The organism is Streptomyces sp. NBC_01166 (assembly GCF_045039765.1).
Taxonomy (GTDB): domain Bacteria; phylum Actinomycetota; class Actinomycetes; order Streptomycetales; family Streptomycetaceae; genus Streptomyces.
Genome location: NZ_CP108613.1, coordinates 1,397,865 through 1,420,994, shown reverse-complemented (window position 1 = coordinate 1,420,994; position 23,130 = coordinate 1,397,865). Strand labels below are relative to the sequence as shown.

Annotated in this window: 21 protein-coding genes; 11 read left to right on the top strand and 10 right to left on the bottom strand. The window is 70.9% G+C overall.

Features of this window, described 5'->3' with window-relative positions; genetic code table 11:
• Positions 1 to 10: 10 nt before the first annotated feature.
• From OG379_RS06535 to OG379_RS06520, 4 genes are all read left to right on the top strand, one after another.
• On the top strand, positions 11 to 616 hold the full coding sequence (locus tag OG379_RS06535; RefSeq protein ID WP_393765618.1) for a PadR family transcriptional regulator: 606 nt from the start codon (positions 11 to 13) through the stop codon (positions 614 to 616).
• 212 nt (positions 617 to 828) lie between these two features.
• Positions 829 to 1,371, top strand: coding sequence for a Clp protease N-terminal domain-containing protein (locus tag OG379_RS06530; protein WP_405660291.1), 543 nt, complete (start codon positions 829 to 831; stop codon positions 1,369 to 1,371).
• Between the two features lie 67 nt (positions 1,372 to 1,438).
• Positions 1,439 to 2,458, top strand: a complete 1,020-nt coding sequence (locus OG379_RS06525; RefSeq protein ID WP_405660289.1) for an EamA family transporter — start codon at positions 1,439 to 1,441, stop codon at positions 2,456 to 2,458.
• A 155-nt stretch (positions 2,459 to 2,613) separates the two neighbouring features.
• The gene (locus OG379_RS06520; protein WP_405660286.1) at positions 2,614 to 3,570 is read left to right on the top strand and encodes a DMT family transporter; all 957 of its coding nucleotides are present in this window, start codon (positions 2,614 to 2,616) and stop codon (positions 3,568 to 3,570) included.
• Between the two features lie 43 nt (positions 3,571 to 3,613).
• On the opposite strand, the gene OG379_RS06515 is transcribed toward OG379_RS06520, so the two are convergent.
• Positions 3,614 to 4,309 carry a pyridoxamine 5'-phosphate oxidase family protein gene (locus tag OG379_RS06515; protein ID WP_405660284.1) on the bottom strand — a complete coding sequence of 232 codons (696 nt, stop codon included), beginning with the start codon at positions 4,307 to 4,309 and terminating at the stop codon, positions 3,614 to 3,616.
• 36 nt (positions 4,310 to 4,345) lie between these two features.
• Between OG379_RS06515 and OG379_RS06510 the strand changes: the two genes are divergently transcribed.
• A complete protein-coding gene (locus OG379_RS06510) occupies positions 4,346 to 5,677 on the top strand; it encodes an aminotransferase class I/II-fold pyridoxal phosphate-dependent enzyme (RefSeq protein WP_405660282.1) in 1,332 nt (443 codons plus the stop codon).
• On the opposite strand, the gene OG379_RS06505 is transcribed toward OG379_RS06510, so the two are convergent.
• Positions 5,664 to 6,653 (bottom strand): DMT family transporter, encoded by a 990-nt coding sequence (locus OG379_RS06505; protein WP_405660280.1) that lies wholly within the window; start codon positions 6,651 to 6,653, stop codon positions 5,664 to 5,666. The two genes, OG379_RS06510 and OG379_RS06505, sit on opposite strands and share 14 nt — an antisense overlap.
• A gap of 73 nt (positions 6,654 to 6,726) precedes the next feature.
• Between OG379_RS06505 and OG379_RS06500 the strand changes: the two genes are divergently transcribed.
• Entirely contained in the window at positions 6,727 to 7,650 is a 924-nt protein-coding gene (locus OG379_RS06500; RefSeq protein ID WP_405660276.1) for a LysR family transcriptional regulator, read from the top strand.
• A 3-nt stretch (positions 7,651 to 7,653) separates the two neighbouring features.
• Here OG379_RS06500 and OG379_RS06495 read toward each other — a convergent pair whose 3' ends face one another.
• The 4 genes from OG379_RS06495 to OG379_RS06480 form a co-directional block, all read right to left on the bottom strand.
• A complete protein-coding gene (locus OG379_RS06495; protein WP_405660274.1) occupies positions 7,654 to 8,124 on the bottom strand; it encodes a pyridoxamine 5'-phosphate oxidase family protein in 471 nt (156 codons plus the stop codon).
• An 85-nt stretch (positions 8,125 to 8,209) separates the two neighbouring features.
• Positions 8,210 to 8,662, bottom strand: coding sequence for a Rieske (2Fe-2S) protein (locus tag OG379_RS06490; RefSeq protein ID WP_405660272.1), 453 nt, complete (start codon positions 8,660 to 8,662; stop codon positions 8,210 to 8,212).
• Positions 8,663 to 8,743: 81 nt separating this feature from the next.
• Complete coding sequence (locus tag OG379_RS06485; protein WP_405660269.1) at positions 8,744 to 10,015, bottom strand: SGNH/GDSL hydrolase family protein; 1,272 nt, start codon at positions 10,013 to 10,015, stop codon at positions 8,744 to 8,746.
• A gap of 206 nt (positions 10,016 to 10,221) precedes the next feature.
• Positions 10,222 to 11,427: a cytochrome P450 gene (locus tag OG379_RS06480; protein ID WP_405668421.1), complete on the bottom strand. Its 1,206-nt coding sequence runs from the start codon at positions 11,425 to 11,427 to the stop codon at positions 10,222 to 10,224.
• 257 nt (positions 11,428 to 11,684) lie between these two features.
• On the opposite strand from OG379_RS06480, the gene OG379_RS06475 reads away from it, so the two are divergent.
• Positions 11,685 to 12,665 (top strand): LLM class F420-dependent oxidoreductase, encoded by a 981-nt coding sequence (locus tag OG379_RS06475; protein ID WP_393765595.1) that lies wholly within the window; start codon positions 11,685 to 11,687, stop codon positions 12,663 to 12,665.
• A 33-nt stretch (positions 12,666 to 12,698) separates the two neighbouring features.
• On the opposite strand, the gene OG379_RS06470 is transcribed toward OG379_RS06475, so the two are convergent.
• The 4 genes from OG379_RS06470 to OG379_RS06455 form a co-directional block, all read right to left on the bottom strand.
• Complete coding sequence (locus OG379_RS06470; RefSeq protein WP_393765593.1) at positions 12,699 to 13,196, bottom strand: MarR family winged helix-turn-helix transcriptional regulator; 498 nt, start codon at positions 13,194 to 13,196, stop codon at positions 12,699 to 12,701.
• Positions 13,197 to 13,402: 206 nt separating this feature from the next.
• A complete protein-coding gene (locus tag OG379_RS06465; RefSeq protein ID WP_405660267.1) occupies positions 13,403 to 14,605 on the bottom strand; it encodes a cytochrome P450 in 1,203 nt (400 codons plus the stop codon).
• A gap of 14 nt (positions 14,606 to 14,619) precedes the next feature.
• On the bottom strand, positions 14,620 to 15,810 hold the full coding sequence (locus OG379_RS06460) for an acyltransferase family protein (protein WP_405660264.1): 1,191 nt from the start codon (positions 15,808 to 15,810) through the stop codon (positions 14,620 to 14,622).
• A gap of 158 nt (positions 15,811 to 15,968) precedes the next feature.
• The gene (locus tag OG379_RS06455; RefSeq protein WP_393765588.1) at positions 15,969 to 16,553 is read right to left on the bottom strand and encodes a LuxR C-terminal-related transcriptional regulator; all 585 of its coding nucleotides are present in this window, start codon (positions 16,551 to 16,553) and stop codon (positions 15,969 to 15,971) included.
• A 474-nt stretch (positions 16,554 to 17,027) separates the two neighbouring features.
• Here OG379_RS06455 and hutH point away from each other — a divergent pair, with 474 nt between their 5' ends.
• From hutH to metK, 4 genes are read left to right on the top strand one after another with little or no spacing between them, the layout of a single operon-like run.
• Positions 17,028 to 18,668: a histidine ammonia-lyase gene (gene hutH, locus OG379_RS06450; RefSeq protein WP_405660261.1), complete on the top strand. Its 1,641-nt coding sequence runs from the start codon at positions 17,028 to 17,030 to the stop codon at positions 18,666 to 18,668.
• Positions 18,652 to 20,085 carry a phenylacetate--CoA ligase family protein gene (locus tag OG379_RS06445; RefSeq protein WP_405660259.1) on the top strand — a complete coding sequence of 478 codons (1,434 nt, stop codon included), beginning with the start codon at positions 18,652 to 18,654 and terminating at the stop codon, positions 20,083 to 20,085. Before hutH ends, OG379_RS06445 begins: the two co-directional genes overlap by 17 nt.
• 13 nt (positions 20,086 to 20,098) lie before the next feature.
• Complete coding sequence (asnB, locus tag OG379_RS06440) at positions 20,099 to 21,934, top strand: asparagine synthase (glutamine-hydrolyzing) (RefSeq protein ID WP_405660257.1); 1,836 nt, start codon at positions 20,099 to 20,101, stop codon at positions 21,932 to 21,934.
• Positions 21,931 to 23,130: a methionine adenosyltransferase gene (gene metK / locus OG379_RS06435; RefSeq protein ID WP_405660255.1), complete on the top strand. Its 1,200-nt coding sequence runs from the start codon at positions 21,931 to 21,933 to the stop codon at positions 23,128 to 23,130. The genes asnB and metK overlap by 4 nt, the downstream gene beginning before the upstream one ends.

Here is a 23,130-nt window from a genome sequence, read left to right as displayed (position 1 = left end):
GAGCGCAGTCATGCGTTCACATGGAAACGACCACGGACACGACCACGGCTACGGCCCCGGGCGCCGAGGCGCCGGCAGGGGAGACTTCGAGGGCCGCGCCGCCTTCGGTCCGTTCGGGCCGCCCTTCGGCGGCGGACCCTTCGGAGGCGGACGCGGCCGTGGAGGCGGCCGGGGGAGGGCCAGGCGTGGTGACGTACGCGCGTCCATCCTCGCGCTGCTCAAGGACCGCTCGATGCACGGTTACGAGATGATCCAGGAGATCGGCGAGCGCAGCGGAGGGGCCTGGAAGCCCAGCCCCGGCTCGGTGTACCCCACCCTCCAGCTTCTGGAGGACGAGGGCCTGATCATCAGCGCCAGCGAGGGCGGCAAGAAGCTGTTCACCCTCACCGACCTCGGCCGCAGCGAGGCCGAGTCCGGCCCCGAAGCCCCCTGGGAAGAGGCGGGGCGCGGTGTCGACTGGGAGGGCGTCAACGAGATCCGGCAGGCCGGCTTCGGTCTGATGGAGGCATTCGGCCAGGTCTGGAAGACCGGCTCGGCCGACCAGCGGCAGAAGGCCCTCACGGTGATCAACGACGCCCGTAAGAAGCTGTACCTGATCCTCGCCGACGAGAACTGAGCCGTGCGGTACGCGCAAGCGGAGAAGGGCCCCGTCGTGGGGTCCTTTTTCTGTCCCCCGTACGGACCGGCGCACCCGCCACCTCGCTGCCCGTGATGGCGTGATCTCATCCCCGAGGATGAGGAACCCCGCGGCGGTCCCCGCCTTCCGCGGGATGCCGGATGGGCCGCGCCGGGGATGTTTTCGCTCCCCGGGGCTGATGGGGTGGAGATGTGCAGAACCGGACATCAGGGATCCCCGAACAAGCCACACCGAACCACCCGTGGGCCGGCGCCGGCCTGAGCGCCACGATGACCGCCGTGGTGACGGGGGCGCGCCGGCGGGCGGTGCGCGACGGTGACCGCCATGTCGACACGGCTCACCTCCTGCACTCCCTCGTCGAGTCCGACCCTGAGGTCCGGCAGGCCTTCGACGGAGGGCCGCAGCTGGCCAGGGTGCTCGGATATCTCGTACAGCGCAGCATCGGATACGGCCTCCGCTGGCAGGGAACGCAGGAGGATTCGGGCGCGTTCCCGGCCGTACGGGAGCCCGCGGGCGAAGGGTGGTCGCCCTCGGCGGCAGCGGCCATGGACCGGGCCGCCCGGAGCGCTCTGCTGCGCGGGGAGCTCCACGCCGACGGGCGCGACCTGCTGGCGGCGCTGGTCGCGGATCCCCGATGCCGTGCGGTCGAGGTGCTGGAGCGGGCCGGGGTCACGGTCGAGCCGCTCCGCGTGCGCGCGGCGGACCGAACCGCCGCGAAGGGCCCGTACGGGTGATCATGAACACGCGGTGGACAGGTGTGACGGGGGTGACGCTGCTGACGCCTGCTGCCATGATGTGCCGATGCACGCGACTCAGAAGAGAAGTGCCGGTCTGGGCCTGGCCCTTGCCTCGGCCTTCGCATTCGGTGGTTCAGGGGTTGCGGCCAAACCGCTGATCGAGGCGGGGCTCGACCCGCTGCACGTGGTGTGGCTGCGGGTGACCGGAGCCGCGCTCGTCATGCTGCCGGTCGCCTGGCGGCACCGGAATCTGGTGCGCGAGCGGCCCGTACTGCTGGCAGGTTTCGGGCTGTTCGCCGTGGCCGGGGTTCAGGCCTTCTACTTCGCCTCGATCTCACGCATCCCCGTCGGCGTCGCGCTCCTCATCGAGTATCTGGCGCCCGCCCTCGTCCTCGGCTGGGTGCGTTTCGTGCAGCGGCGGCCCGTCACCCGCGCCGCCGCGGCCGGCGTGGTGCTCGCGGTCGGCGGACTCGCCTGTGTCGTCGAGGTGTGGGCCGGTCTGAGCTTCGACGCGGTCGGACTGCTGCTCGCTCTCGGCGCGGCGTGCTGCCAGGTGGGCTACTTCGTCCTGTCGGACCAGGGCGCCGGCCACGGCGACACGGCGGACGCCGAACCCCCGCACCCCGTGGGCGTGATCGCGTACGGACTGCTGGCGGGCGCGGCCGTACTCACGGTGGTGGCGGGCCCCTGGGCCATGGACTGGGCGGTCCTCGGCGGTACCGCGGACATGGAGGGGCACGAGGTGCCCGCCTGGCTGCTCCTCGGATGGATCGTGCTGCTCGCGACCGTGCTGGCCTACGCCACCGGTGTGGTGTCGGTACGCCTGCTCTCGCCCCAGGTCGCGGGCGTCGTCGCCTGCCTGGAGGCGGTCATCGCGACCGTGCTCGCCTGGGTGCTGCTGGGTGAGCACCTCTCCGCGCCACAGCTCGTGGGTGGTGGCGTGGTGCTGCTCGGTGCTCTGATCGCGCAGTCGTCCGCGCCCAAGCCGCCGTCCGGGCCGGTGGCATCGGGACCGGGGGCGACGGGGGCCCGCGAGCCGGCCGGTTCCGGAAGTGAGTTGTCCCGGCCTCCGGCCTCGCCGTAGGGTGCCGATCATGCTGCTGACCGTACTTCCGCCTCCTGCCGCCTAGCGCGAGGCGGCCACTCCGGACGAAGACCGGGCTCGGGTACGTCCCGAGCGGTTCGTCGCTGCCCGCGCGCGGAGCCGAGCGACCACCACCCCTTCTTCTGGAGAATCACATGTCCCACCCTGTTCCCGGCCTGCCCGTCGGGCGGAGCCTCGTCTATCTCGTCGTCGCCGGTCTCGCCTGGGGGACGGCGGGCGCGGCAGCCTCCCTCCTCTTCCGGATCAGCGATCTCGGACCGCTCGCCCTGTCGTTCTGGCGCTGCGTCGGCGGCCTGGCCCTGCTGGGCGGGGTGCTCGCACTGCGCCCCCGCCGGCCGCATACCCCCACCGAGCCGCGCCGTCGGCGGCTGCTCCGCATCCTGGGGACCGGGATCGGGCTGACCGTGTTCCAGAGCGCGTACTTCGCGGCGGTCGAGGCGACCGGACTCGCGGTCGGAACCGTCGTCACGCTGGGCGCGGGCCCCGTCCTCATCGCGGTCGGCGCGCGGCTCACCATGGGGGAGCGGCTGGGCGGGGGCGGGCTCGCCGCCGTGGCGGGCGCGCTCATCGGCCTCGCCGTGCTGGTGCTCGGCGGTGAGCCGGCCGAAGTGCGGCCTGTCGGACTGCTGCTGGCCGTGCTGTCCGCCGCGGGGTACGCGGCGATCACGCTGCTGACCCGGTGGCTCGGCCGGGACGGTGCGGCCGGCGACTCCCTCTCCACCAGCGCGTGGGCCTTCGGTATCGGCGCCGTGGGCCTGCTGCCCATGGCGGCGGCCGAAGGCCTCGTGCCGCACACCGTCGAGACGGGGCAGGTGCTGTGGCTGCTCGTCTACGTGGCGGCGGTGCCGACCGCGCTCGCCTACGCGCTCTACTTCGCGGGCGCCGCGGTGGTCCGCTCGGCGACGGTATCCGTGATCATGCTTCTCGAACCGGTGAGCGCCGCCGTCATCGCGGTGACGGTGCTGCGGGAGCGGCTGACCGCGGCCACGGTCGTCGGCACTCTGCTCCTGCTCGCCGCCGTGGCGGGACTGGCCTTCTCCGAGACGCGCGGTGCTGCCGCTGCCCGTCGGCGGGCCGCCGTGGCGGCCTGACCGACGAGGTCACGGACGGGCATGGCAGGCCGCCGCTCGTGGGTCACAGAGCGGTGAGGTAGTCCGGCACCTGGACCGACGGGTCCAGGTCGCCGGAGGGCACCGGCGCCGCGTATCCGTGGGCCAGCGGAACCACGCCCGCCCAGTACGGCAGCGAGAGGTCCTCGGGGTCGTCGTTCGGCCCGCCGGTACGGGACTTGGCGGAGACCTCGTCGAGGTCCAGGCGGATCACCGCGGTCGCGGCGAGCTCCTTCGCGTCGGCGGGCCGGGAGTCCTTCGACCTGCCCTGCACGACCTGGTCGACGATGGCGTCGAGTGCGATGCGCCGCTCCTCCGGGTCGGTCACCGTGCGGGCGATGCCGTGGACCACCACGGAGCGGTAGTTGATCGAGTGATGGAAGGCGGAACGGGCCAGCACGAGACCGTCCACATGCGTCACGGTCAGGCAGACGGCGAGGCCCGCATCCGCCGCGCCCGTCGTGCGCAGCGGGCGTGAGCCGGTCGAGCCGTGCACGTACAGCCGGTCGCCGACCCTGGCGAAGAGGGTGGGGAGGACGACGGGTGCGCCGTCGCGGACGAAGCCCAGGTGGCAGAGGTAGGCCGTGTCGAGTATCGAGTGGACCGTTTCGTGGTCGTACGAGGCGCGTTCCCTGGACCGGCTCGGGACCGTGCGGTCCGTCCGCTCGTAGGCGGCGGCCCCGGGGAGGCCGGTGCTGTCGGGCGTGGCGGTGTCCGGCATTTGCGTACTCCATTGCACTAGTGCATAGTGTTCTTTGTGCTAGGAGAGTATCGGATCAGTGGGCGGCGTGCATCCGACATTGCCGCGAGTGTGGAGCGAGGTGTCGCGTCGGGCGACCTCGCGCCCGGTCATGTCCTGCCGCCCATGCGGGAGTTGGCGACCTTGCTGGGGGTGAATCCGAATACGGTGGCCGCCGCATACCGGACCCTTCGCGAGCGTGGAGTGATCGAGACGGCGGGGCGCCGGGGCAGCCGCGTGCGGCCGCGACCCGCGAGCACGTCGCGTGGATCCCTGCGGGTGGAGGCTCCTCCGGGCGTCCGTGACCTGGGTGACGGTAACCCCGACCCCGCCCTGCTGCCCGGCCTCGGGGAGGCGCTGGCCGCCGCCGCGGATGCGTACGGCCGGGAGCCCGGTCTCTACGGGGACGCGGCGGTGGTCCCCCGCCTCGGGGGCCTCGCGCGGGCCGGCCTGGACGCCGACGGTGTGCCTGCCGGGCCGGTGGCGGTCACCTCCGGGTCCCTCGACGCGATCGAGCGGGTGCTCGCCGCGCACCTCAGGCCCGGTGACGCGGTCGCCGTCGAGGACCCGGGATGGGGCGCGCTGCTGGATCTCGTCCCGGCGCTCGGGATGCGCGTCGTCCCGGTCGCCCTGGACGACGACGGCCCCCTGCCGGGCGAGGTGGAGCGAGCCCTGCGGGACGGTGCCAGGGCTCTGGTGGTCACCGACCGGGCGCAGAACCCGACCGGTGCGTCGGTGAGCAGCCGGAGGGCCGCCGAGCTGCGGTCCGTTCTCGCGGAGCACCCCGGTGTGCTCCTGATCGAGGACGACCACGGCCACGCCATCGTCGACCTGCCGGTGCACCCGCTCGCAGGCATGACGGAGCGCTGGGCCTTCGTGCGATCGGTCTCCAAGGCGTACGGACCCGACCTGCGGCTCGCCGTGCTCACCGGCGACGGGCTCACCGTGGACCGGGTGACGGGGCGTCAGCGGCTGGGGCCCGGCTGGGTCAGCGGGCTGCTGCAGCGAACCGTGGCGCACCTGTGGGCGACAGGGGCCGTCGACACGGCAGTGGTCGCCAACTCCTACGGGCGGCGCAGGGACGCGCTCGTACGGGCCCTGGGGGAGCGGGGCATCGCGGCGTACGGGCGGACCGGGATGAACGTGTGGGTCCCCGTGAGCGACGAGACCGGTGCGGTGGCCCGGATGCTGCACTCGGGCTGGGCCGTGGCCCCGGGGGCCCGGTTCCGTATGGCCTCGCCGCAGGGGGTGCGCCTGACCGTCTCGTCGCTGTCCGCCGCCGACATCGAGCCGCTGGCCGACGCGGTGGCGGCAGCGGCGCCGCCCGCCCGCCCGGTCAGTTACGGCTGAGCGGTCCGCGGGAGGGGGTGCGCCGGCCGGCCCTCCGGACCCGGCCCTGGGTGAGGGCCGCGCCGGCGAGTACCACCAGGGCTCCCACCGGGGTGTTCCAGCTCAACTGCTCGCCGAGCAGGGTCACTCCGGCGGCCGTGGCGATCACCGGGATGAAGTAGGTGACCATCTGCGCCGTCGTGGGGCCGACTTCCTGGACGAGGCCGTACTGCAGGAGGACGGCGAGTCCGGTTCCGAGGGCTCCCAGGGCGACCACCGCGAGTGTGGGCAGCAGCGGGAAGCGTCCGGGAACCGAGGTGAACAGCGGCACGACCAGTGCGAGTTGCATGGTGCCGAGAAAGAGCTGACTGCCGGTCAGCGCGAGGGTGGAGGAGCCCGTCCCCGCCAGGGTGCGACGGACGTAGATCCAGCCGACGGGATAGCTGAGCGAGGCCAGCAGGGCCATCGCCGTACCGGTCACGTCCAGGCCCGAGAACCCCTGCCAGGCGCCCAGCACCGTGAGTACGCCGATGAAGCCCACGCCGAGTCCCGCGACCCGGCGGCGGGTGGGCCGGTCCTCGGAGAGCGCGATGAGGGAGAGCGCCATGCCCCACAGGGGCGAGGTCGCGTTGCAGATCCCGGCGAGGGTGGACGGGATGGTCAGCTCGGCGTACGCGAAGAGCGAGAAGGGCAGGGCGTTGAGGAAGAACGCGGCGACGAACAGGTGGCCCCAGGTCCGGCCGGAGCGGGGCAGCCGCTCGCGGCGCACCGCCATCGCGACGGCGAGAACCGCGGTCCCGGCCAGCAGCCTGCCGAAGGTCACCTGGAACGGGGCGTACCCGTCGGTGCCGACCTTGATCAGCAGGAAGCTGAACCCCCAGATGAGCGACAACGCCGTGAAGCGGACACGCCAGTCCAGGGCCCGTCGCCGCATCGGGGGCGCGGAGGTGGGGATGGCGGAAACAGGCACGGTTCTCGGTGCGGCGGGAGCGCTCATGAGTCAACCATGCCGAGCGAGAAGACGTAGAACAAGTGAGACTTTGTTAGCTTCTTGACGTAGCATTGCTTACATGTTGAATCTGGAGCGCCTGCGGACGCTGGATGCCCTGGCACGGCACGGCTCGGTGAGCGGCGCGGCCGACGGTCTTCACGTCACCACCTCGGCCGTTTCCCAGCAGATGGCCAAGCTGGAACGCGAGGTGGGGCAGCAGCTCCTGGCCAAGAACGGACGGGGGGTCCGCCTCACCGACGCCGGCCGGCTGCTGGCGGACCACGCCGCGAAGATCCTTTCGCAGGTGGCGGTGGCCCAGTCCGACATCGAGGCCCAGCGGGGCCAGGTGGTGGGCGAGGTGCGGCTCGCGGCCTTCCCGACGGCGGCCCGGGGGCTGTTCCCCGCCGCTCTCACGGCACTCCGCGCGGACCATCCGGAGCTCAGGCTGCGTACGACGGAGCTGGAGCCGGAGAGTGGAATCCGGGCGGTGCTCCGGGGGGACGCCGACCTCGCGGTGGTGCTCGACTGGAGCAACAAGCGCCTGCCGGTGCCCGGAGGTCTCGTCAAGGCGGAACTGCTCGACGACGCACCGGACATCGCCATGCCCGTCGGCCATCCCCTCGCCGGCCGGACGGAGGTGGATATCGAGGACTTCGCCGAGGACGACTGGGTCTCCTGGCCCGAGGGGGAATTCTGTTACGACTGGCTGATGTTCACCCTGCGGTCCAAGGGCATCGAGCCGCGCATCGCACACCTCGCAGGCGAGCACCACACCCAACTCGCCCTGATCGCGGCCGGATTCGGCGTATGCGTGGCGCCACGACTGGGGCGGGGGCCGGTGCCGGACGGGGTGAGCCTGGTGCCCGTACGACAGCCGATGCGGCGTCATGTTCACGCGGTGTGGCGCGCGGACGCCGACCGGAGGCCGTCGATCAGGGCCGCAGTGGAGGCTTTGCGTGCGGCCGGCCGGACTCTGCACGCGCCGATTCCCGGAGGCCCGTGACGGTCACTCCCCGGTCGACAGCTTCGTGAAGTCCCAGGACCTGACGGTCTGTGGTGCGATCCGCAGCCAGGCATGCCGGTCGTCGTACGGCATGGAGTCCAGACCGAAATACTTCGACGCGAACAGCCTTTCGGGCGAGTCCAGTTCGGGGCAGTCCTGGCCGGCGCGCGGAACCTCGCCGACGAACGAGACCTCTCCGGCGAGCTCCACACCGCGCAGCTCGCCGTACTCCGTCCCGTCGTCCACCACCACGGCGATCCTCGGGTCGCGCCGCAGCTGGGCCCAGCGCAGGCTCCGGGTGAGGGAGTACAGCCAGACAGAGGTGCCGTCCCACACGAACCAGAGGGCGCCGATGTGCGGCATGCCCTCGGGGGAGACCGTGGCGACCCGGCAGGTCCGCTGTTCCGTGAGGTAGGCGTCCCGTTCCGCGTCGGTCATCATGATCCGACGGCCACGGCGCTGGGCAACGGTCACGGGACGCCTTCCTGAGCTTCGGCCGGTTCCGGAAATCATGGGGCCTCGTCCGTGATCACGCAACGGCCCCGACCGGTGCGGCCTCTCACACCAGGGTGATGGCGCCGCCCTCCACCCGGATCTGCTTCTCCGGCAGCGGCATGGTCGCCGGGCCGCCCGTCGCCTCGCCGGTCGCCGCGTCGAACGTGCTGTTGTGGCACGGGCAGGTGATCACACCGTCGGCGATCCCCTTCACCGCGCAGCCCTGGTGGGTGCACTTCGAGGAGAAGGCCTTGAACTCACCGGCGTTGGGCTGCGTCACCACCACCCCCTGGTCGGCGAAGACGACGCCTCCGCCCTCCGGGATGTCGGCTGTCCGGGCGAGCGGCGCGCCGCCGTTCGCACCGTCCCCCTCCCCGGCCGGTTCGACCGTGTCCGAACCGCCGGAGTCCTTGGATCCGCCGCCGCACGCGGTGAGAGCGACGGCCAGTCCCGTCGCCCCGACCGCGACGACGGCGCGACGCCCTACGTGGATCCGGCTCTCCTGCGATGCGCTCATGCCCAGCTTTCCCTTCGTCGAGTACGAGACGCCGGGTGAGGATGACGTCAGGTGTGGATACGGATCCTCGCAGCCGCGTGTTCAGGCGCGGGGCTGATTCCTCCGCGCCGGCCCGGCGAGGAGCATGCCGAGGTCGACGGCATCGGCCATCGCACGGGTGCCCGCGTCACCGGGGTGCAGGCCGTCCCCGCTGTCGTAGGCCGGATCCAGCGCCAGCGGATCGGTGGCCGATGCGGTGGCCGCCGCGAAGTCGACCACTCCGTCGAAGGCGCCGGAGTGCCGGATCCAGTCGTTGACCGTGGTCCAGGTCGCCTGGCGTTCCGGGGTCCACACGAACGACCCGCGGAAGGGCAGCAGGGTGCCGCCGTACACCGGGACGCCCTTGGCGCGCACCTTCTCGATGAACGTCCGGTACCCGGCGACGATGTCCTCGGCGGACGCGCCGAAGCCGATGTCGTTGATGCCCTCCTGCAGGATGACGGCCCGCACGCCGCTCTGGCCGAGCGCGTCGCGCTCCACGCGCGAAATGCCCGACGGGCCGTAGTAGGGCTCGCCGTCCCGCTCGGCGATGAGGCGGTTGCCGCCCAGCCCCGCGTTGACCACGGCGAGCGTGCGCCCCGTCCGGTCCCGCAGTCGACGGGCGAGGTGGTCCGGATAGCGCTGGTCGGCATTGCCGGTGGTGCTCGCGGTATCGGTGACGGAGTCCCCGAACGTGACCACGGCACCGGCGGTACGGGCGCTCCCGCGTATGTCGACGCCGCTCACCAGCATCCAGCACGGGGTGTCCGAGTAGGGAGTGCCCGACGTGTCGCCGGCCGCGTCCCCCGCGGCGAGGTAATTCCCCTGGGCGGTGAACGGATGATTGGTCACCGGGCCCGTGGCCTCGTCCACGTGCACGCTGACCAGCAGCTTGGACAGGGCCTCCACCCGCATCGGTACGGGGTCACTGAAGAGGTCCTCACCCGCTGCGATCGTGGTGTCCCGGCGGCCGTCGAAGGTCAGGGCGCGCAGTGTGCCCGGCACGGCTGCGGCCCCGGACCGCTGGAGCGCGACCGTGACACGGTCCACGCTCACCGGCCGTGTGCCGAAGGTGTTGGCGAGCCGGACCCGGACGCCTGCACCGCCGGCGCTGACGAAGAGCACGTTGCGGACGGTCTGGTTCTCCAGCCCCGACCCGGCGGGGCAGGTGCTGCCTGGGATCGCACTGCCGGCCACCTGGCTCGCACCCCAGGCGGCGACCCACTTCCCGCCCGGGCCGTGGGCGGAGGCGTGCGGCACCTGTGTGACGGAGAGGGCGACGGCGCTCACGGTGGCGAGGGCCAGTCGCATGGTGGCGGAGGGGCGTAAGTGCATCGGCGTACTCCTTCGTGCGGTGCGTCGACGGCGGCGCCCTGCACCGCCTCTGAGGGGTCCGGCAACGTTGTCACCCGGCCGGACGAGTCTGCTGTCATGCAGCAGACCGGAGCCGGCGCGGGGGCACAAGGGCTGTTCGAGTCAGGTGGGAACACCTGGTGTCCGACTGCCACCCGCGCCGGTTCTCCGCAGCCCGGCGCTCCGCCTCAGCCGCGCAGGCGTACCGGCAGCGCCCTCACGCTGTTGCCCACGAAGGAGGCGTGGCGCGGCAGTTCGGCCTCCGGGACGGCGAGATCCAGATCGGGGAAGCGCGCGAACAACTGCGCGAGCGCCGCAGTGCCCTCCATCCGGGCCAGCGGGGCGCCCATGCAGTAGTGCGCGCCATGCCCGAGCGAGAGGTGCCGGGTCCCGCTGTCACGGGTGATGTCGAACCGGTCGGCATCCGGGCCGTGGGCCTTCCTGTCGCGGCCCGCCGCGGAGTAACCGGCCAGCACCGGGGTCCCCTTGGGGATGACGGTGCCGTCTAGCGTCAGATCGCGGGTCGGGTAGCGGAACGGGAAGTAGCTGACCGGGCTGTCCCAGCGCAGCGTCTCCTCCACCACGTCCTCCCAGCTCGCCCCGCCCGACCGGACAAGGTCGAGCTGGTCCCGGTGGGCACACAGGGCGCGTACGGCGTTGGTGATCAGATTGAGCGTCGTCTCGTGTCCGGCGATGATCGTGAGCATCAGGGTGCCGATCAGCTCGTGCGGGCCCAGCCGGTCGCCGTCGGCCTCCCGGGCCGCGATCAGCGCGCTGATGAGGTCGTCCCCGGGGTTCTCCGTGCGGGCGGCCGCCACCGCGCCGAGTACCTCCACCATCTCCCGGTTGGCCGCCATGGCCTCCGCGGGGGCTATGTCGGTGGCGACGATGCGGTTGGACAGGTGGTGCAGCCGGTCGTGGTGTTCGGCGTCCACGCCCAGGAGTTCGCAGATGACACCCATGGGCAGCGGCAACGCGAAGTGCGCGCGCAGGTCGGCGACACCGTCACCGGCGGCCGCGGCCCGGTCGAGACCGTCCAGGAGCGAGGCCGTCAACGCCTCCACACGTGGCCGGAGTTCCTCCACCCGGCGCGCGGTGAAGGCCTTGCTCATCAGGGACCGCAGCCGTCGGTGGTCCGCTCCGTCGGCGGTCGTCATCCCCTGCACCGTCGCGAACGTCTTCAACGGCCAGCCGTCGGCGATCTCACCCGCTTGGAGCGCCGCGAAGTGCTGCGCGTCCTTGGCGACTTCGGGGTGCGCTAGGAACTCCTTGAGGGCGTCATGTCCCAGGACCGCCATGCCCTCCACCCCGCCGGGCAGGATCACTGCGGTGACAGCGCCCTGGGACAGCAGGCGGGCGTTGGCCGCGTGCGGGCAGCCCCCGGACGGGTCCATGCGGTGCGGGCTGCCGGGTGAGGAGTTCACCGGTGACGTGTTCAACTGGGCTCCTTCTCGAAGAATGCTTCCAACTGCTCGCGTGACAAGCGGATGATGCCAGTGGTGACCCGGTGCCGCGCGGGTGGGTGTTGACATGGCCACAGTCGAAGTTCATAGTTTCATTGTTGGCGAACTATTAAATGAAACTGGAGTGGCTGTGACCCGGGCGCCTCGGCTCGTCCGGGTGCTCCCCGTGAGAAGGAAGGAATGAGCCGTTGGACCGCTACGGGGTGACGATCCCGCTCCAGACCGTTCCTCTGTCCGCACACCGTCGCATCATCGAGGAGCTCCCCGATCTCGGCTACACGGACGCCTGGACCGGCGAGGCCGCGGGCTACGACGGCTTCACCCCGCTCGCGCTGGCCGCCGCATGGGCGCCGGAGCTGAGGGTGGGAACCGCCGTGCTGCCGGTGCAGACGCGCGGCCCGGCCCTGCTGGCGATGACGGTGGCGACGCTGGCGGAGGCCGCGCCCGGGCGGGTCGTGGTCGGGGTGGGATCCTCGGGGCCTCCGTTCGTCACGCGCATCAACGGCATCCCCTTCGAGCATCCCTACCGAAGGGTCCGCGACACGGTGCGCTTCCTCAAGGCGGCCCTGAACGGGGAGTACGTGTCGGGAGACTTCGACTCGTTCAGCATCGAAGGCTTCCGCGTCGCCTCCGTGCCCGACCCGGCACCTCCGGTCCTCATCGGTGCCCTGCGGCCGCAGATGCTGCGGCTCGCCGGGCGGGAGGCCGACGGACTCGTCACCAACTTCCTCGCCGTGGACGATCTTCCTCAGGTGATGGAGGCGATGGGTCCCGAGGGCAAGGCGAAGGAAGTGGTCGCGCGGATCTTCGTCTGCCCCACCCGGGACAAGGGCTACGCCCGGGCGCAGGGCCGGGCGATGCTGGGCGCGATCCTCAACGCGCGGACCTACTCGGCCTTCCACGACTGGCTCGGACGGGGCGAGGTGCTGGAGCCCTCCAGGCGGGCCTGGGCTGCCGGTGACTTCAGAGGCGCCGCCGCAGCCGTACCGGACCGGCTCGTGGACGAACTCCTCGTCCACGGCAGCCCGGAGGAGTGCCGCGCGCATGTGGAGCGCTACGTCGAGGCCGGTGTGGTCACACCGCTGCTCGCCGTGAGCCCCGCGCCCGAATTCGGTGCCGGCCCCGACGGCATGCTGCGTGCCCTGCGGGCCCTGGCGCCCGTTTCCTGAACCGGCTGTCGGCGCCGGCCGCCGCCCGGCCACTCACTTGACTTCGAGGATCTTGGCGATCAGACGGGTGAGTGTCTTGCGCTCCGCGGGCGTGAGTGCCTGGAAGGCGCGGTCCAGAAGGCGCGGCACCCCGCTCTCGACCTCGGCCAGGGCGACCAGCCCGTCCGCCGTCAGCGTGATGGCGTTGGCCCGCCGGTCCTTGGGGTGCCGTTCGCGGCGTACCAGCCCCGAGTCCTCCAGGCCGTCGATGCAGCCGACCATCACGCTGCGGTCGATGCGCAGCTGCTCGCTCAGCTCCTGCTGCGAACAGGGCCCCACGTCGCTGAGCATCTTCAGCACCAGGTGCTGAGCCGCCGAGACCCTGTAGTCGGTGAGTTCGACGTCGATGGCGCGGGCCACCACGGTCGTGGCCCGGCACATGGCGATGTCCGGACGGTCGAGGGCGAGTGTGGAGAAGTAGTGCCGGCGTGCGCTGTCGTCGGCAGCCCTGCTCGGCGAGGTCCGGCGGGTTCGCGGCGGGTTGGTCGTCATCCGGGCTCCCTCGTGTGCAGCTGCTGTCATCCTGACCGCTGCATAGTGGGTGTCAAGATTATTTTTCTTTCTACTTTATGGTCAAGTCTAACGCGTGCGCGGCCGTATACACGGTGGGCGGCACCGCCGCCGTGGACGGCCGAAGTGCGGCCGGGCTCCTCGAGCCCGTCGCCGCACTCCGGTCCGCGATCAGATGTGTTCCGCCGTCACCAGTCCACGGGAAGGGCCTTGGGGCGCAGGGTCAGCAGTCCGCCGATCCACTCCACTTGCTCCGCGGGAACGGCCAGACGCAGCGAGGGAAGGCGCTTCGCGAGCGTCCCGAAGGCCGACTGGAGTTCCACCCGGGCGACGCCGACGCCAGGGCAGTAGTGGTGGCCGTGCCCGAAGGCGAGGTGCGTGGTGTCGGTGCGGGTGAGGTCCAGCGTCTCCGGTGCGGAGACCCGCCTGGTGTCACGGCCGGCCGCGTGCATCACCGGGATGACGCCCTCGCCCTTGGCCACCTTGGTGCCGGCGAGCTCGACGTCCTCCGTCGCGATGCGCATGAAGCCGATCTCGGAGGGAGGCGCGTAGCGCAGGAGTTCCTCGGTGGCCCCGGGGAGCAGGTCGGGGTTGTCGACCAGCAGGCGCCACTGGTCGGGGTGGCGCAGCAGCTGGAACAGGCTGCGCGAGATCGCGCTCACGGTCGTGTCGTGGCCGGCGACGAGCAGGTTGATGCCCAGCCAGACCAGCTCACGCTCGTTCAGCCGGTCGGCGTCGTCGCGGGCCGTGATGAGGGTGCTGAGCAGGTCCTCACCCGGCTCCTCGCGGTGCTGGGCGATCAGCCCGGCCACGTACGCGGCGGACTCCTCGCGGGCGGCCAGCCGTTCCTCGGGCGTGTGCGCGGTGATGCTGACCAGCCGGTCCGTCCACTTCTGGAGCTTCGCGCGGTCCTCGACCGGGGCGCCCACCATCTCGCAGATGACCCAGATGGGCAGCGTGGCCGCGAAGTCGTGGTGCAGGTCGGCGGGACGGGGTCCGGCGATCAGCTGGTCGATCAGCTCATGGGCTATCTCCTCGATCCTGGCCCGCCACAGCTCGGCCTTGCGCGGGGTGAACGCGGGGGCGATGAGCCTGCGCAGCCGGGTGTGGTCCTGGCCCTCCTGGTTGAGGAGGTTGTAGGGGTTGTCCGAGAAGTCCTCGCCGCTGACCGTGCGGACCGCCCCGGGCTCGCGCAGGGCCGCACGGGACAGCCGCCGGTCGGACATGGCGGCCACGACCTCGTCGTAGCCGGTGACCATCCACGCGGCGTCACCGCTGGGCAGTCGGACGCGGGAGACCGGGCACTTCGCGCGCAGTTCGGAGTACTTCTCCGGGGGTTCGCCGAGGGGGCCCAGGGGGAGCGGGTACTGGGTGAGCGAGTCGTCGGACATACTGTCGTTCCCTTTCAGACGGTTCGGGAAGGGGCGGCTTCGGTAGTCGCGGGAGGGGCGGCGGCCGATGGCCTGGCGGGGGCCGGGGGAGGCGCGGACCCGCCCCGGGCTGAACCGAGCAGGCGCATCGCGGGACGTTCGACGCAGACGTGCAGCGCCCAGGAGATCAGCAGTGACAGGGCGAACGCGGCCGCGAGCAGGCCGAACACCGTGGGTGTCGACCAGGTGCGGCCCTCGCCCAGCAGCCGGTGCCCGTGCTGGAGGAGCAGTCGGTGGACGAGGTAGAAGGCGAAGGACCATTCCCCCAGTCGGACGGCCACGGGGCGGGCCAGTACCGAGGCCGTCCCGCGGATGTCCTTCTGGGCGACGGCTGCGATGAGCAGCCCGATGGGCACGACGGTCACGCTGGTCAGCCCGTACAGGAAGGGGAGCTGGAGCGAGACCGCGTAGGCGACGAGGACGAGCGCGGCGGCGGGCAGGACCGGGACGGGGACGGTGCGCCCGGACAGCAGCATCCTGGCCAGGAACATGCCGAAGCAGAATTCCAGCAGGCGGCCCACCGGGATCACGTACACGAACCAGAACTGCCACTCGGAGCCGGAACCGAACGGCAGCGGCGGGGAGTCCGGCAACAGCTCGGCCAGCAGTGGCAGCACGGGAACCAGGAGTGCTGTGACGGTCGCCCACACCCACAGGCGGCCGGCCTCGACGCGTCGCAGGGCCCGCAGCAGGAACGGGAAGAGCAGGTAGAAGAAGACCTCGCAGGACAGTGACCAGCTCACGTCGTTGAGGCTGGAGAAGACGTCGCGGTCGGGGAACCAGGTGTGCAACAGGAACAGGTTCGGGAGCGCCTGGCGCAGCTGTGCCGGTGCGCCGGCCGCGGCCACCAGGACGAGGGCGACGGCCCAGGTGACGATGTGCAGCGGATAGACCTTGGCGGCCCGCCGCCGCCAGAAGCCCGGCACCGTGTCCCGGGGGCGGGCGGACCACGTCAGGACGAACCCGCTGAGGACGAAGAAGAAGCTCACGCCCAGCCATCCCGCGTTCATGACCGTGTCCGCGTACGCCTGGCCGAAGCCGGTGTCGCTGAACGGCGCCTCCAGGGAGGCATGGAAGGCGAAGACGAACAGAACGGCGATGAAGCGCAGGCCCGTGAGGGACGGGAGTCGGGACAGGCCCGACGGCCCGCGCGGATCCGTGGTCATGAAGGCACTCCGGATCTAGAAGGCCAGTATTCTAAAGTTCGCTAAGTATCGAATCATATGGTGAACTGCCCTGACAAGCAAGGGAGTTGGGGCTGTACAGGCTGACGGGGCGAGGCCGGCGAGCGGCCGCGCCCCGGCGCCCAGGTGCTACTGCGTTCTCACGCCGCCTTCTCGACCGCCTGATGGGCGTGGGCGACGGCCTGGAGGCGATTCTTCACGCCGAGTTTGCGGAGAATATTGGAGACGTGGAATTTCACGGTCTTTTCGCTCAGGTAACACGCCCTGGCAATCTCCGCGTTGGACCGCCCCGCGGCCACATGGGAGTAGACCTCCCTCTCACGCGTGGTGAGCCGGTCCAGGGGTGAGGTGGTGCCGGGGGTGAAGAAGGGGAGATGGGGCAGTATTCCGTCGATGATTTGGACCGCTATTCCGTGGGGGAGGAACACCTCTCCCCGTGCGATCGAATGCACGGCGTCCACCAGGTCGTCGAGCGGTGCGTCATGGCAGACGAAGGCGCGGACGCCCGACCGCAGGTACGCGACGATGCGCTCGATGGTCGGCTCCTGTGTCACCAGCACGACTCCGGCCCGTCGCTGCCGGGTCTCCGAGGCCTGCCACGGCCGGGCGGCGGCGATGACCTCGGGGGGAGATAAGGAAGGGTCGTCCTCCACCAGGAGGACGTCGGCCTGTGGCCTGGGTTCCCGTCCTTCCGGCCCGGGCCGGCCGGGGCTGATGACGCTCATGCCTGGTGTCGAGTGCAGGGCGGCGGCGATTCCGGCAGACAGGATCGAAGGACCTCTGGGCGCAGCGACGCGTATCGGCGTTCCGGTGCGGTGGGTGGCGCAGTCGATCATTGATCCCCCTGTGGATGGCTTCGCGGAGCTGCTGCTCGCGGCGGCGACCGGAGTACTGCGGGACACTGGCCGCGAGGCGTGCGGCTGGCAGATGCTAACCCGATAACCGTCTTGCATTCAATGATTTTCGGCCAGACATAACCTTGTAACATTCGCTCCGTCGCGCATTCCGCCGCTGGTCACGGGGAAATCGGTTCGCGACACCGCTTTGCAGTGCGGCGCCCCTCTGCGCACTCATACGGAACCATCTATTCCTCCTGGTCTTCGGCCCAGGTAGAGACTGGCCGCTCGGCGGAAGCCCGGAGCACGGCCGATCACAGAGGCTGGGCGCATGCCAAATCGATTTGCGTCGGAGAGTGCCCTGTGACCGCACAGACCCACGACGTCGGGATCGAACTCGACGGTCGATCGCTCACCCTGCGCGACGTCGTACGACTGGCCCGCCCGCCCAGGGAGGGCGTGGCCCCCACCGTGGCGCTGGCATCCCGGGCGGTGGACGCCGCGGAGCGGAGCGTGCGGCTGCGCAACCGGCTGATCGCCGACCGGAAGCCGATCTACGGTGTGACCACGGGCTTCGGGGACAGCGTCACCAACCAGATCAGCCCTGAGCGCGCTGCTCATCTGCAACGGAACCTGATTCGCTATCACCTCAACGGCACGGGCCCGGAAGCCGCGGACGACGTGGTCCGCGCCACCTTCCTGATCCGCGCCAACGCACTGGCCCGCGGCAACTCCGGAATCCGCCCCCTGGTGATCGAGCGGTTGCTCGCCCACCTGGACGCGGACATCCTGCCGCGTGTACCCGAGAGGGGCTCCCTGGGGGCCAGCGGGGACCTGGTGCCGCTCTGTTACGTGGCCTCCGTCCTGCTCGGCGAGGGCGACGTGCTCTACGGCAAGCGGATCGTGCCGGCCTCCGAGGCCCAGCGGGAGGCGGGCATCGCGCCCCTCGACCTGGAGGCCAAGGAGGGGCTGGCGCTCATCAACGGAACGTCGTTCACCACCGCGTTCGCCGTCCTCGCCGCGCACGACGCCGTGAGCATCGCCCGGACCGCCGAGATCGTCACCGCGTTCATCAGCGAGGCGCTGTTGGGCAACGCCTCCCACTTCGCCGCGTTCCTGCACGACGCCAAGCCCCACCCCGGCCAGGTCGCGACGGCCAGGGAAGTGCGGCGGATGACCGCGGAGTCCGGGCTCTCCACGACGTACGAGGAGATCCTGGACGGGACGGACCCGCTGCACGACGACTACCGCAGGCTCGAACAGCGCATCCAGGACCACTACTCGGTGCGCTGTGCTCCGCATGTCATCGGTGTCCTCCGCGACACCCTCACCTGGGTCGAGCAGTGGCTGACCACGGAGATCAACGCCTCCACGGACAACCCGCTCTTCGCGGTCGAGGAGGAGCGGGTGCACCACGGCGGCAACTTCTACGCCGGACACGTCGCCCAGGCGATGGACAGTCTCAAGATCGCCACCGCGAACGTGGCCGACCTCCTGGACCGGCAGCTGGCGCTCGTCGTGGATCCGAAGTTCAACGCGGGGCTGCCGGCCAACCTCGTACCCCCCTCACTGAGCGACGAGGCCGGACTGCACCACGGATTCAAGGGCATGCAGATCGCCGCCTCCGCCATCACCGCCGAGGCCCTCAAGACCGCCGCTCCGGCCAGTGTGTTCTCCCGCTCCACCGAAGCCCACAACCAGGACAAGGTGAGCATGGGCACCCTTGCCGCGCGCGACGCCCGCACCGTGAACGAACTGACGAGCCAGGTCGCGGCGATCGCCCTGCTCGCCGGCGCCCAGGCCATCGACCTCAGGGGACGCGAGAACGCGGCTCCCTGGGTCCGGCGCGTGCACGAAGTCGTGCGCGCCCACGTCCCGTTCACCGACGGCGACCGGCGCATGGACGGAGACATCGCCGCGGTCGGCGAGCTCATTCTCGACGGCAGCCTGGCCCGTGCGGCCGGCTTCACCTCCGACAAGGACACCGATGTTGCTGCTGCGTGACTCCCACATCGAGCACACACTCCTGGCCACCGCCCGGGCGCACACCGATCTCGTCCGTGACAGCCACGCGGGCACCCCCGAACCCGGCGCGCTGGGCAGGAAGTTCTCCGCCACCCTGGAGGCCGCAACCGACTCCGGCCTCTACGAGCGCGACACGCTCGCGGACCTCACGAAGAAGGCACAGGCGACGGCCCCGGAGACGGTCATCGCGGACCTCCTGCCCCAGCTGCCGTTCCTGCCCAAGCAGAGCCTGAGCTCCGGCGGACACAAGGCGTTCACCCGTGACCTGTCGGAGTTCCTCCACTACTACGAGTCGTCCGGCACGACGGGCAACCCGGTCGCGGCGCCGAAGGCCCTGGACGACCTGATCGTGAACACCATCAACATCGGGGAGCAGTGGGCCCGCATCCTCGACCGGAGCGACCGGGCGCTCATCCTGATCAACGCCCCCTTCGCCCCCGCGGCCTACCAGTTCGAGAAGGTCCTCGAATATCTCCAGGTGATGTCCCTGCGGCCGTGGGTGGACAACATCACGGGTGACTACACCCGGGTGCTGCGACTGACCCGCGAACTCGGTGTCAACGTCTTCGTAGGGCCTCCGTCCCGCCTCCTGGAGATGATCCAGTTCGCCTACCGCAACGACGAGCCGGTGCCCGCCTTCGACAAGCTCCTGCTCATGGCCGAGCAGACGGGGCCGGGATTCATCCGGCACCTGGAGCGGCTGACCGGGGCCAAGGCCTACTCCGCCGCCTACGGCTCCTCGGAGACCGGCACCACCGCCATCACCTGCGAACAGGGCAACCTCCATCTCCAGACGCAGAGCTACGTCCTGGAACTGACCGACGACACCGGGACCCGGTTCATCGAGGGCAGCCCCGACCGCGGTGAACTCGTCGTCACCACCCTCGACATGCAAGCGAGGCCACTGCTGCGGTACCGCACGGGCGACCTTGTCGAGATCCCTGGAACGCCCTGCCCGTGCGGGGTGGCCACCCCGCTGCTGCGCACCCTCGGACGCTCCCAGGACCTGATCGTGCTGGAGGGCAACGGCATCCGGCAGAACGACTTCGAGGCCGGCCTGTGGCCGGAGGAGCACACCGGCCCGACCGTCCTGAACTACATGCTGGTGATCCGCGGTACGGCCATCGTGTGCCTGGCCACCACCGACGTACCCGTCGACGAGGCCTGGTCACGCGCGACCGCCGAACGCATCGGCGGCCTGTTCCCGGGCTACGAGCTGGTGCTGCGCCCGGTGGAGACGCTCCCGCCGCTCGCCTCCCTCGGCCAGTACCTCGGCTGGAAGCTGTCGAGGGTCCTCGACCTCAACGACGCGCGCAACTGGGACCGGCTGCCCGCCCCGATCCGGGGCGTGGTGGAGGCGAGCCTCGCCGGCTTCGCCACAGCCTCCGAGAAGTGAGGAGCTCACGCACATGTGCGGCATAGCAGGCTGGTTGGACTGGGAACGTGACATGACCGGTCAGGTCGCCACCGTCTCCCGGATGGCCGAGACACTCGCCCTGCGCGGCCCGGACGACGCCGGAGTGTGGAGTGCTCCCAGCATCGGACTGGGGCATCGCAGGCTCGCGGTCATCGACGTGGACCACGGGCAGCAGCCCATGGTCGCCCGCGGGGAGGACGACGGCCGGGAGCTCGCAGTGGTCTCCTTCAGCGGCGAGATCCACAACTTCCGGGAGATCCGGGCTGAGTTGACCACCCGCGGGCATCGCTTCCGTACCGGCACGGACACGGAGGTGATCCTGGCCTCGTACCGTGAGTGGGGCGAGTCCGCCGTCACCCGGTTCGCCGGAATGTTCGCCTTCGCGCTCTGGGACGTCACGCGGGAGACGCTGCTGCTGGCACGTGATCCGCTGGGCGTGAAACCCCTCTACTACGCGGAACACGCGTCGGGCGTGATCTTCGGATCCGAGCCCAAGGCACTGTTCGCCAGCGGGCAGGTCGCCCCGGAGGTCGACGCGGAGGGGCTGGTCGACGTCTTCACGGTGGCGGCCAAGCGCCCCGGGGACGCCGTCTTCCGCACCCTGCGCGAAGTGAAGCCGGGTCACCTGATCCGCTTCGACCGGCGGGGCGCGAGGCCGCACCGCTACTGGGAGTTGCGCAGTGCGCCGCACGAGGACGACGTCCCGACCACCGTCGCCCGCGTCCGCGAGTTGCTCGACCGGGCGGTCTCCGAGCAGATCGAGGCCGACAGGCCCCTGGGCGCCCTGCTCTCGGGCGGCATCGACTCGAGCGCGATCACGGCCCTGGGCGCGGGCGTGTTGTCCGCCAACGGCCTCGACCCGCTGGCGACGTACTCGGTCGACTTCGAAGGCAGCGAGGAGGAGTTCACCGCTGACGCGCTGCACGTCTCCCGGGACGCGCCGTTCGTGCAGGCGGTCGTCGGGCACCTCGGTACCAAGCACACCGAGGTCCTGGTGGAGCCGGCCTCGCTGCTCCACGAGTCACGGACCACCCTGCGGGCCCGCGACATCCCCGGCGTGGGCGACCTGGACGTGTCCCTCTATCTGCTCTTCCGCGAGGTGAGCAGGTACCTGACGGTCGCCCTGTCCGGCGAGGGCGCGGACGACGCGTTCGGTGGTTACCCCTGGTTCGTCTCCGAGGCCCGGAAGCCCACGAACGGCTTCCCCTGGTCGGCCGGCGTCCAGGACCGCAACGCCGTCCTCTCCGGCCACCTGCGCGGCAGCCTGGACCTGCACGAGCGCCTCGACGCCCGGTACGAGGAGGCGCTGGGCGAGGTGCCCCACCTCGAGGGCGAGACCGGAACGGACCGGCGGATGCGCGAGGTGTACTACCTCCAGCAGACCCGCTTCCTGCCGTTCCTCCTCGACCGCAAGGACCGGATGAGCATGGCCAACGGCCTGGAGGTCCGCGTCCCGTTCTGCGACCACCGCCTGGTCGACTACGTGTGGAACGTGCCATGGCAGGTCAAACGCCTCGGTGACCAGGAGAAGGGCCTGCTCCGCAGCGCGGTCGAGGACCTGCTGCCCGCCGAGGTCGTGCACCGGCCCAAGAGCGGATTCCCCGTCGGAAAGGGTTCCGAGTACCTGGACTCCGTCCGCGACGCGGTCTCGGACATGATCGGCGACCCGGGCTCGCCCGCCATGCAACTGCTGGACGCGGCGACGCTGCGCGCCATGGTCGACAACAAGGACTGGTTCAACGGCGCGTTCACGCCGCCTCCCATCCTGCCCCGGGCGCTCCAACTCGACAGCTGGCTGCGTGACTACGACGTGCGGGTGGTCCTGTGACACGCCGTCTGTTCACCTCCGAGTCCGTGACCGAGGGACACCCCGACAAGATCGCCGACCAGATCAGCGACACCATTCTCGACGCGCTGCTCAAGGAGGACCCCACCTCCCGCGTCGCCGTCGAGACCCTGATCACCACCGGGCTGGTGCACGTGGCCGGAGAGGTCACGACCAAGGCCCGTGTCCCGATCCCGCAGCTGGTCCGGGACAAGATCCTCGAGATCGGCTACGACTCGTCGGCGAAGGGCTTCGACGGAGCCTCCTGCGGCGTCACGGTGTCGATCGGCGCGCAGTCGCCGGACATCGCGCAGGGCGTGGACACGGCGGACAAGGCCGGCGTCGGGGACGAGCTGGACCGGCAGGGCGCCGGCGACCAGGGCATCATGTTCGGCTACGCGACCGACGAGACGCCGACCCTGATGCCGCTGCCGATCTTCCTGGCGCACCGCTTGTCCAAGCGCCTGGCCGGCGTACGGAGGAACGGCACCGTCCCCTACCTGCGTCCGGACGGCAAGACGCAGGTCACCATCGAGTACGACGGCGACAAGGCGGTCCGACTGGACACCGTCGTGGTGTCCTCGCAGCACGCGTCCGGCGTGGACCTGGACTCCCTGCTGGCCCCGGACATCCGGAAGCTCGTCGTGGAGCCGGAGCTCAGGGCGCTGCTCGACGAGGGCATCAAGCTGGACACCGAGGGCTACCGCCTCCTGGTCAATCCGACCGGCCGCTTCGAGATCGGCGGCCCGATGGGCGACGCGGGCCTCACCGGCCGCAAGATCATCATCGACACGTACGGCGGCATGGCCCGCCACGGTGGCGGCGCGTTCTCCGGCAAGGACCCGTCCAAGGTCGACCGCTCGGCCGCGTACGCCATGCGCTGGGTCGCCAAGAACGTCGTCGCCGCAGGCCTCGCCTCGCGCTGCGAGGTCCAGGTCGCCTACGCGATCGGCGTGGCCCGGCCGGTGGGTCTGTTCGTCGAGACCTTCGGCACCCACCGGATCGGGACCGAGCGGATCGAGAAGGCGATCGGTGAGGTCTTCGATCTCCGCCCGGCGGCGATCATCCGGGACCTGGGTCTCCTGCGTCCGATCTACGCCCGGTCCGCCGCTTACGGCCACTTCGGCCGCAGGCACCCCGACTTCACCTGGGAGCGCACGGATCGCGCGGCGGCGCTCCGGAAGTCGGCGGGGGTGTGA

What these genes read in the sequence shown, in the direction of transcription:
- OG379_RS06480 (WP_405668421.1), bottom strand. Translation starts at nt 11,427, where the DNA reads ATGGACCCGTCCGGGGGCTGCCCGCACGCGGCCAACGCCCGCCTGCTG.
- OG379_RS06535 (WP_393765618.1), top strand. Translation starts at nt 11, where the DNA reads ATGCGTTCACATGGAAACGACCACGGACACGACCACGGCTACGGCCCC.
- OG379_RS06490 (WP_405660272.1), bottom strand. Translation starts at nt 8,662, where the DNA reads ATGAGCGCATCGCAGGAGAGCCGGATCCACGTAGGGCGTCGCGCCGTC.
- OG379_RS06445 (WP_405660259.1), top strand. Translation starts at nt 18,652, where the DNA reads ATGTTGCTGCTGCGTGACTCCCACATCGAGCACACACTCCTGGCCACC.
- OG379_RS06470 (WP_393765593.1), bottom strand. Translation starts at nt 13,196, where the DNA reads ATGACGACCAACCCGCCGCGAACCCGCCGGACCTCGCCGAGCAGGGCT.
- asnB (WP_405660257.1), top strand. Translation starts at nt 20,099, where the DNA reads ATGTGCGGCATAGCAGGCTGGTTGGACTGGGAACGTGACATGACCGGT.
- OG379_RS06520 (WP_405660286.1), top strand. Translation starts at nt 2,614, where the DNA reads ATGTCCCACCCTGTTCCCGGCCTGCCCGTCGGGCGGAGCCTCGTCTAT.
- OG379_RS06465 (WP_405660267.1), bottom strand. Translation starts at nt 14,605, where the DNA reads ATGTCCGACGACTCGCTCACCCAGTACCCGCTCCCCCTGGGCCCCCTC.
- OG379_RS06455 (WP_393765588.1), bottom strand. Translation starts at nt 16,553, where the DNA reads ATGAGCGTCATCAGCCCCGGCCGGCCCGGGCCGGAAGGACGGGAACCC.
- OG379_RS06485 (WP_405660269.1), bottom strand. Translation starts at nt 10,015, where the DNA reads ATGCACTTACGCCCCTCCGCCACCATGCGACTGGCCCTCGCCACCGTG.
- OG379_RS06505 (WP_405660280.1), bottom strand. Translation starts at nt 6,653, where the DNA reads ATGAGCGCTCCCGCCGCACCGAGAACCGTGCCTGTTTCCGCCATCCCC.
- OG379_RS06460 (WP_405660264.1), bottom strand. Translation starts at nt 15,810, where the DNA reads ATGACCACGGATCCGCGCGGGCCGTCGGGCCTGTCCCGACTCCCGTCC.
- OG379_RS06500 (WP_405660276.1), top strand. Translation starts at nt 6,727, where the DNA reads ATGTTGAATCTGGAGCGCCTGCGGACGCTGGATGCCCTGGCACGGCAC.
- OG379_RS06525 (WP_405660289.1), top strand. Translation starts at nt 1,439, where the DNA reads ATGCACGCGACTCAGAAGAGAAGTGCCGGTCTGGGCCTGGCCCTTGCC.
- OG379_RS06515 (WP_405660284.1), bottom strand. Translation starts at nt 4,309, where the DNA reads ATGCCGGACACCGCCACGCCCGACAGCACCGGCCTCCCCGGGGCCGCC.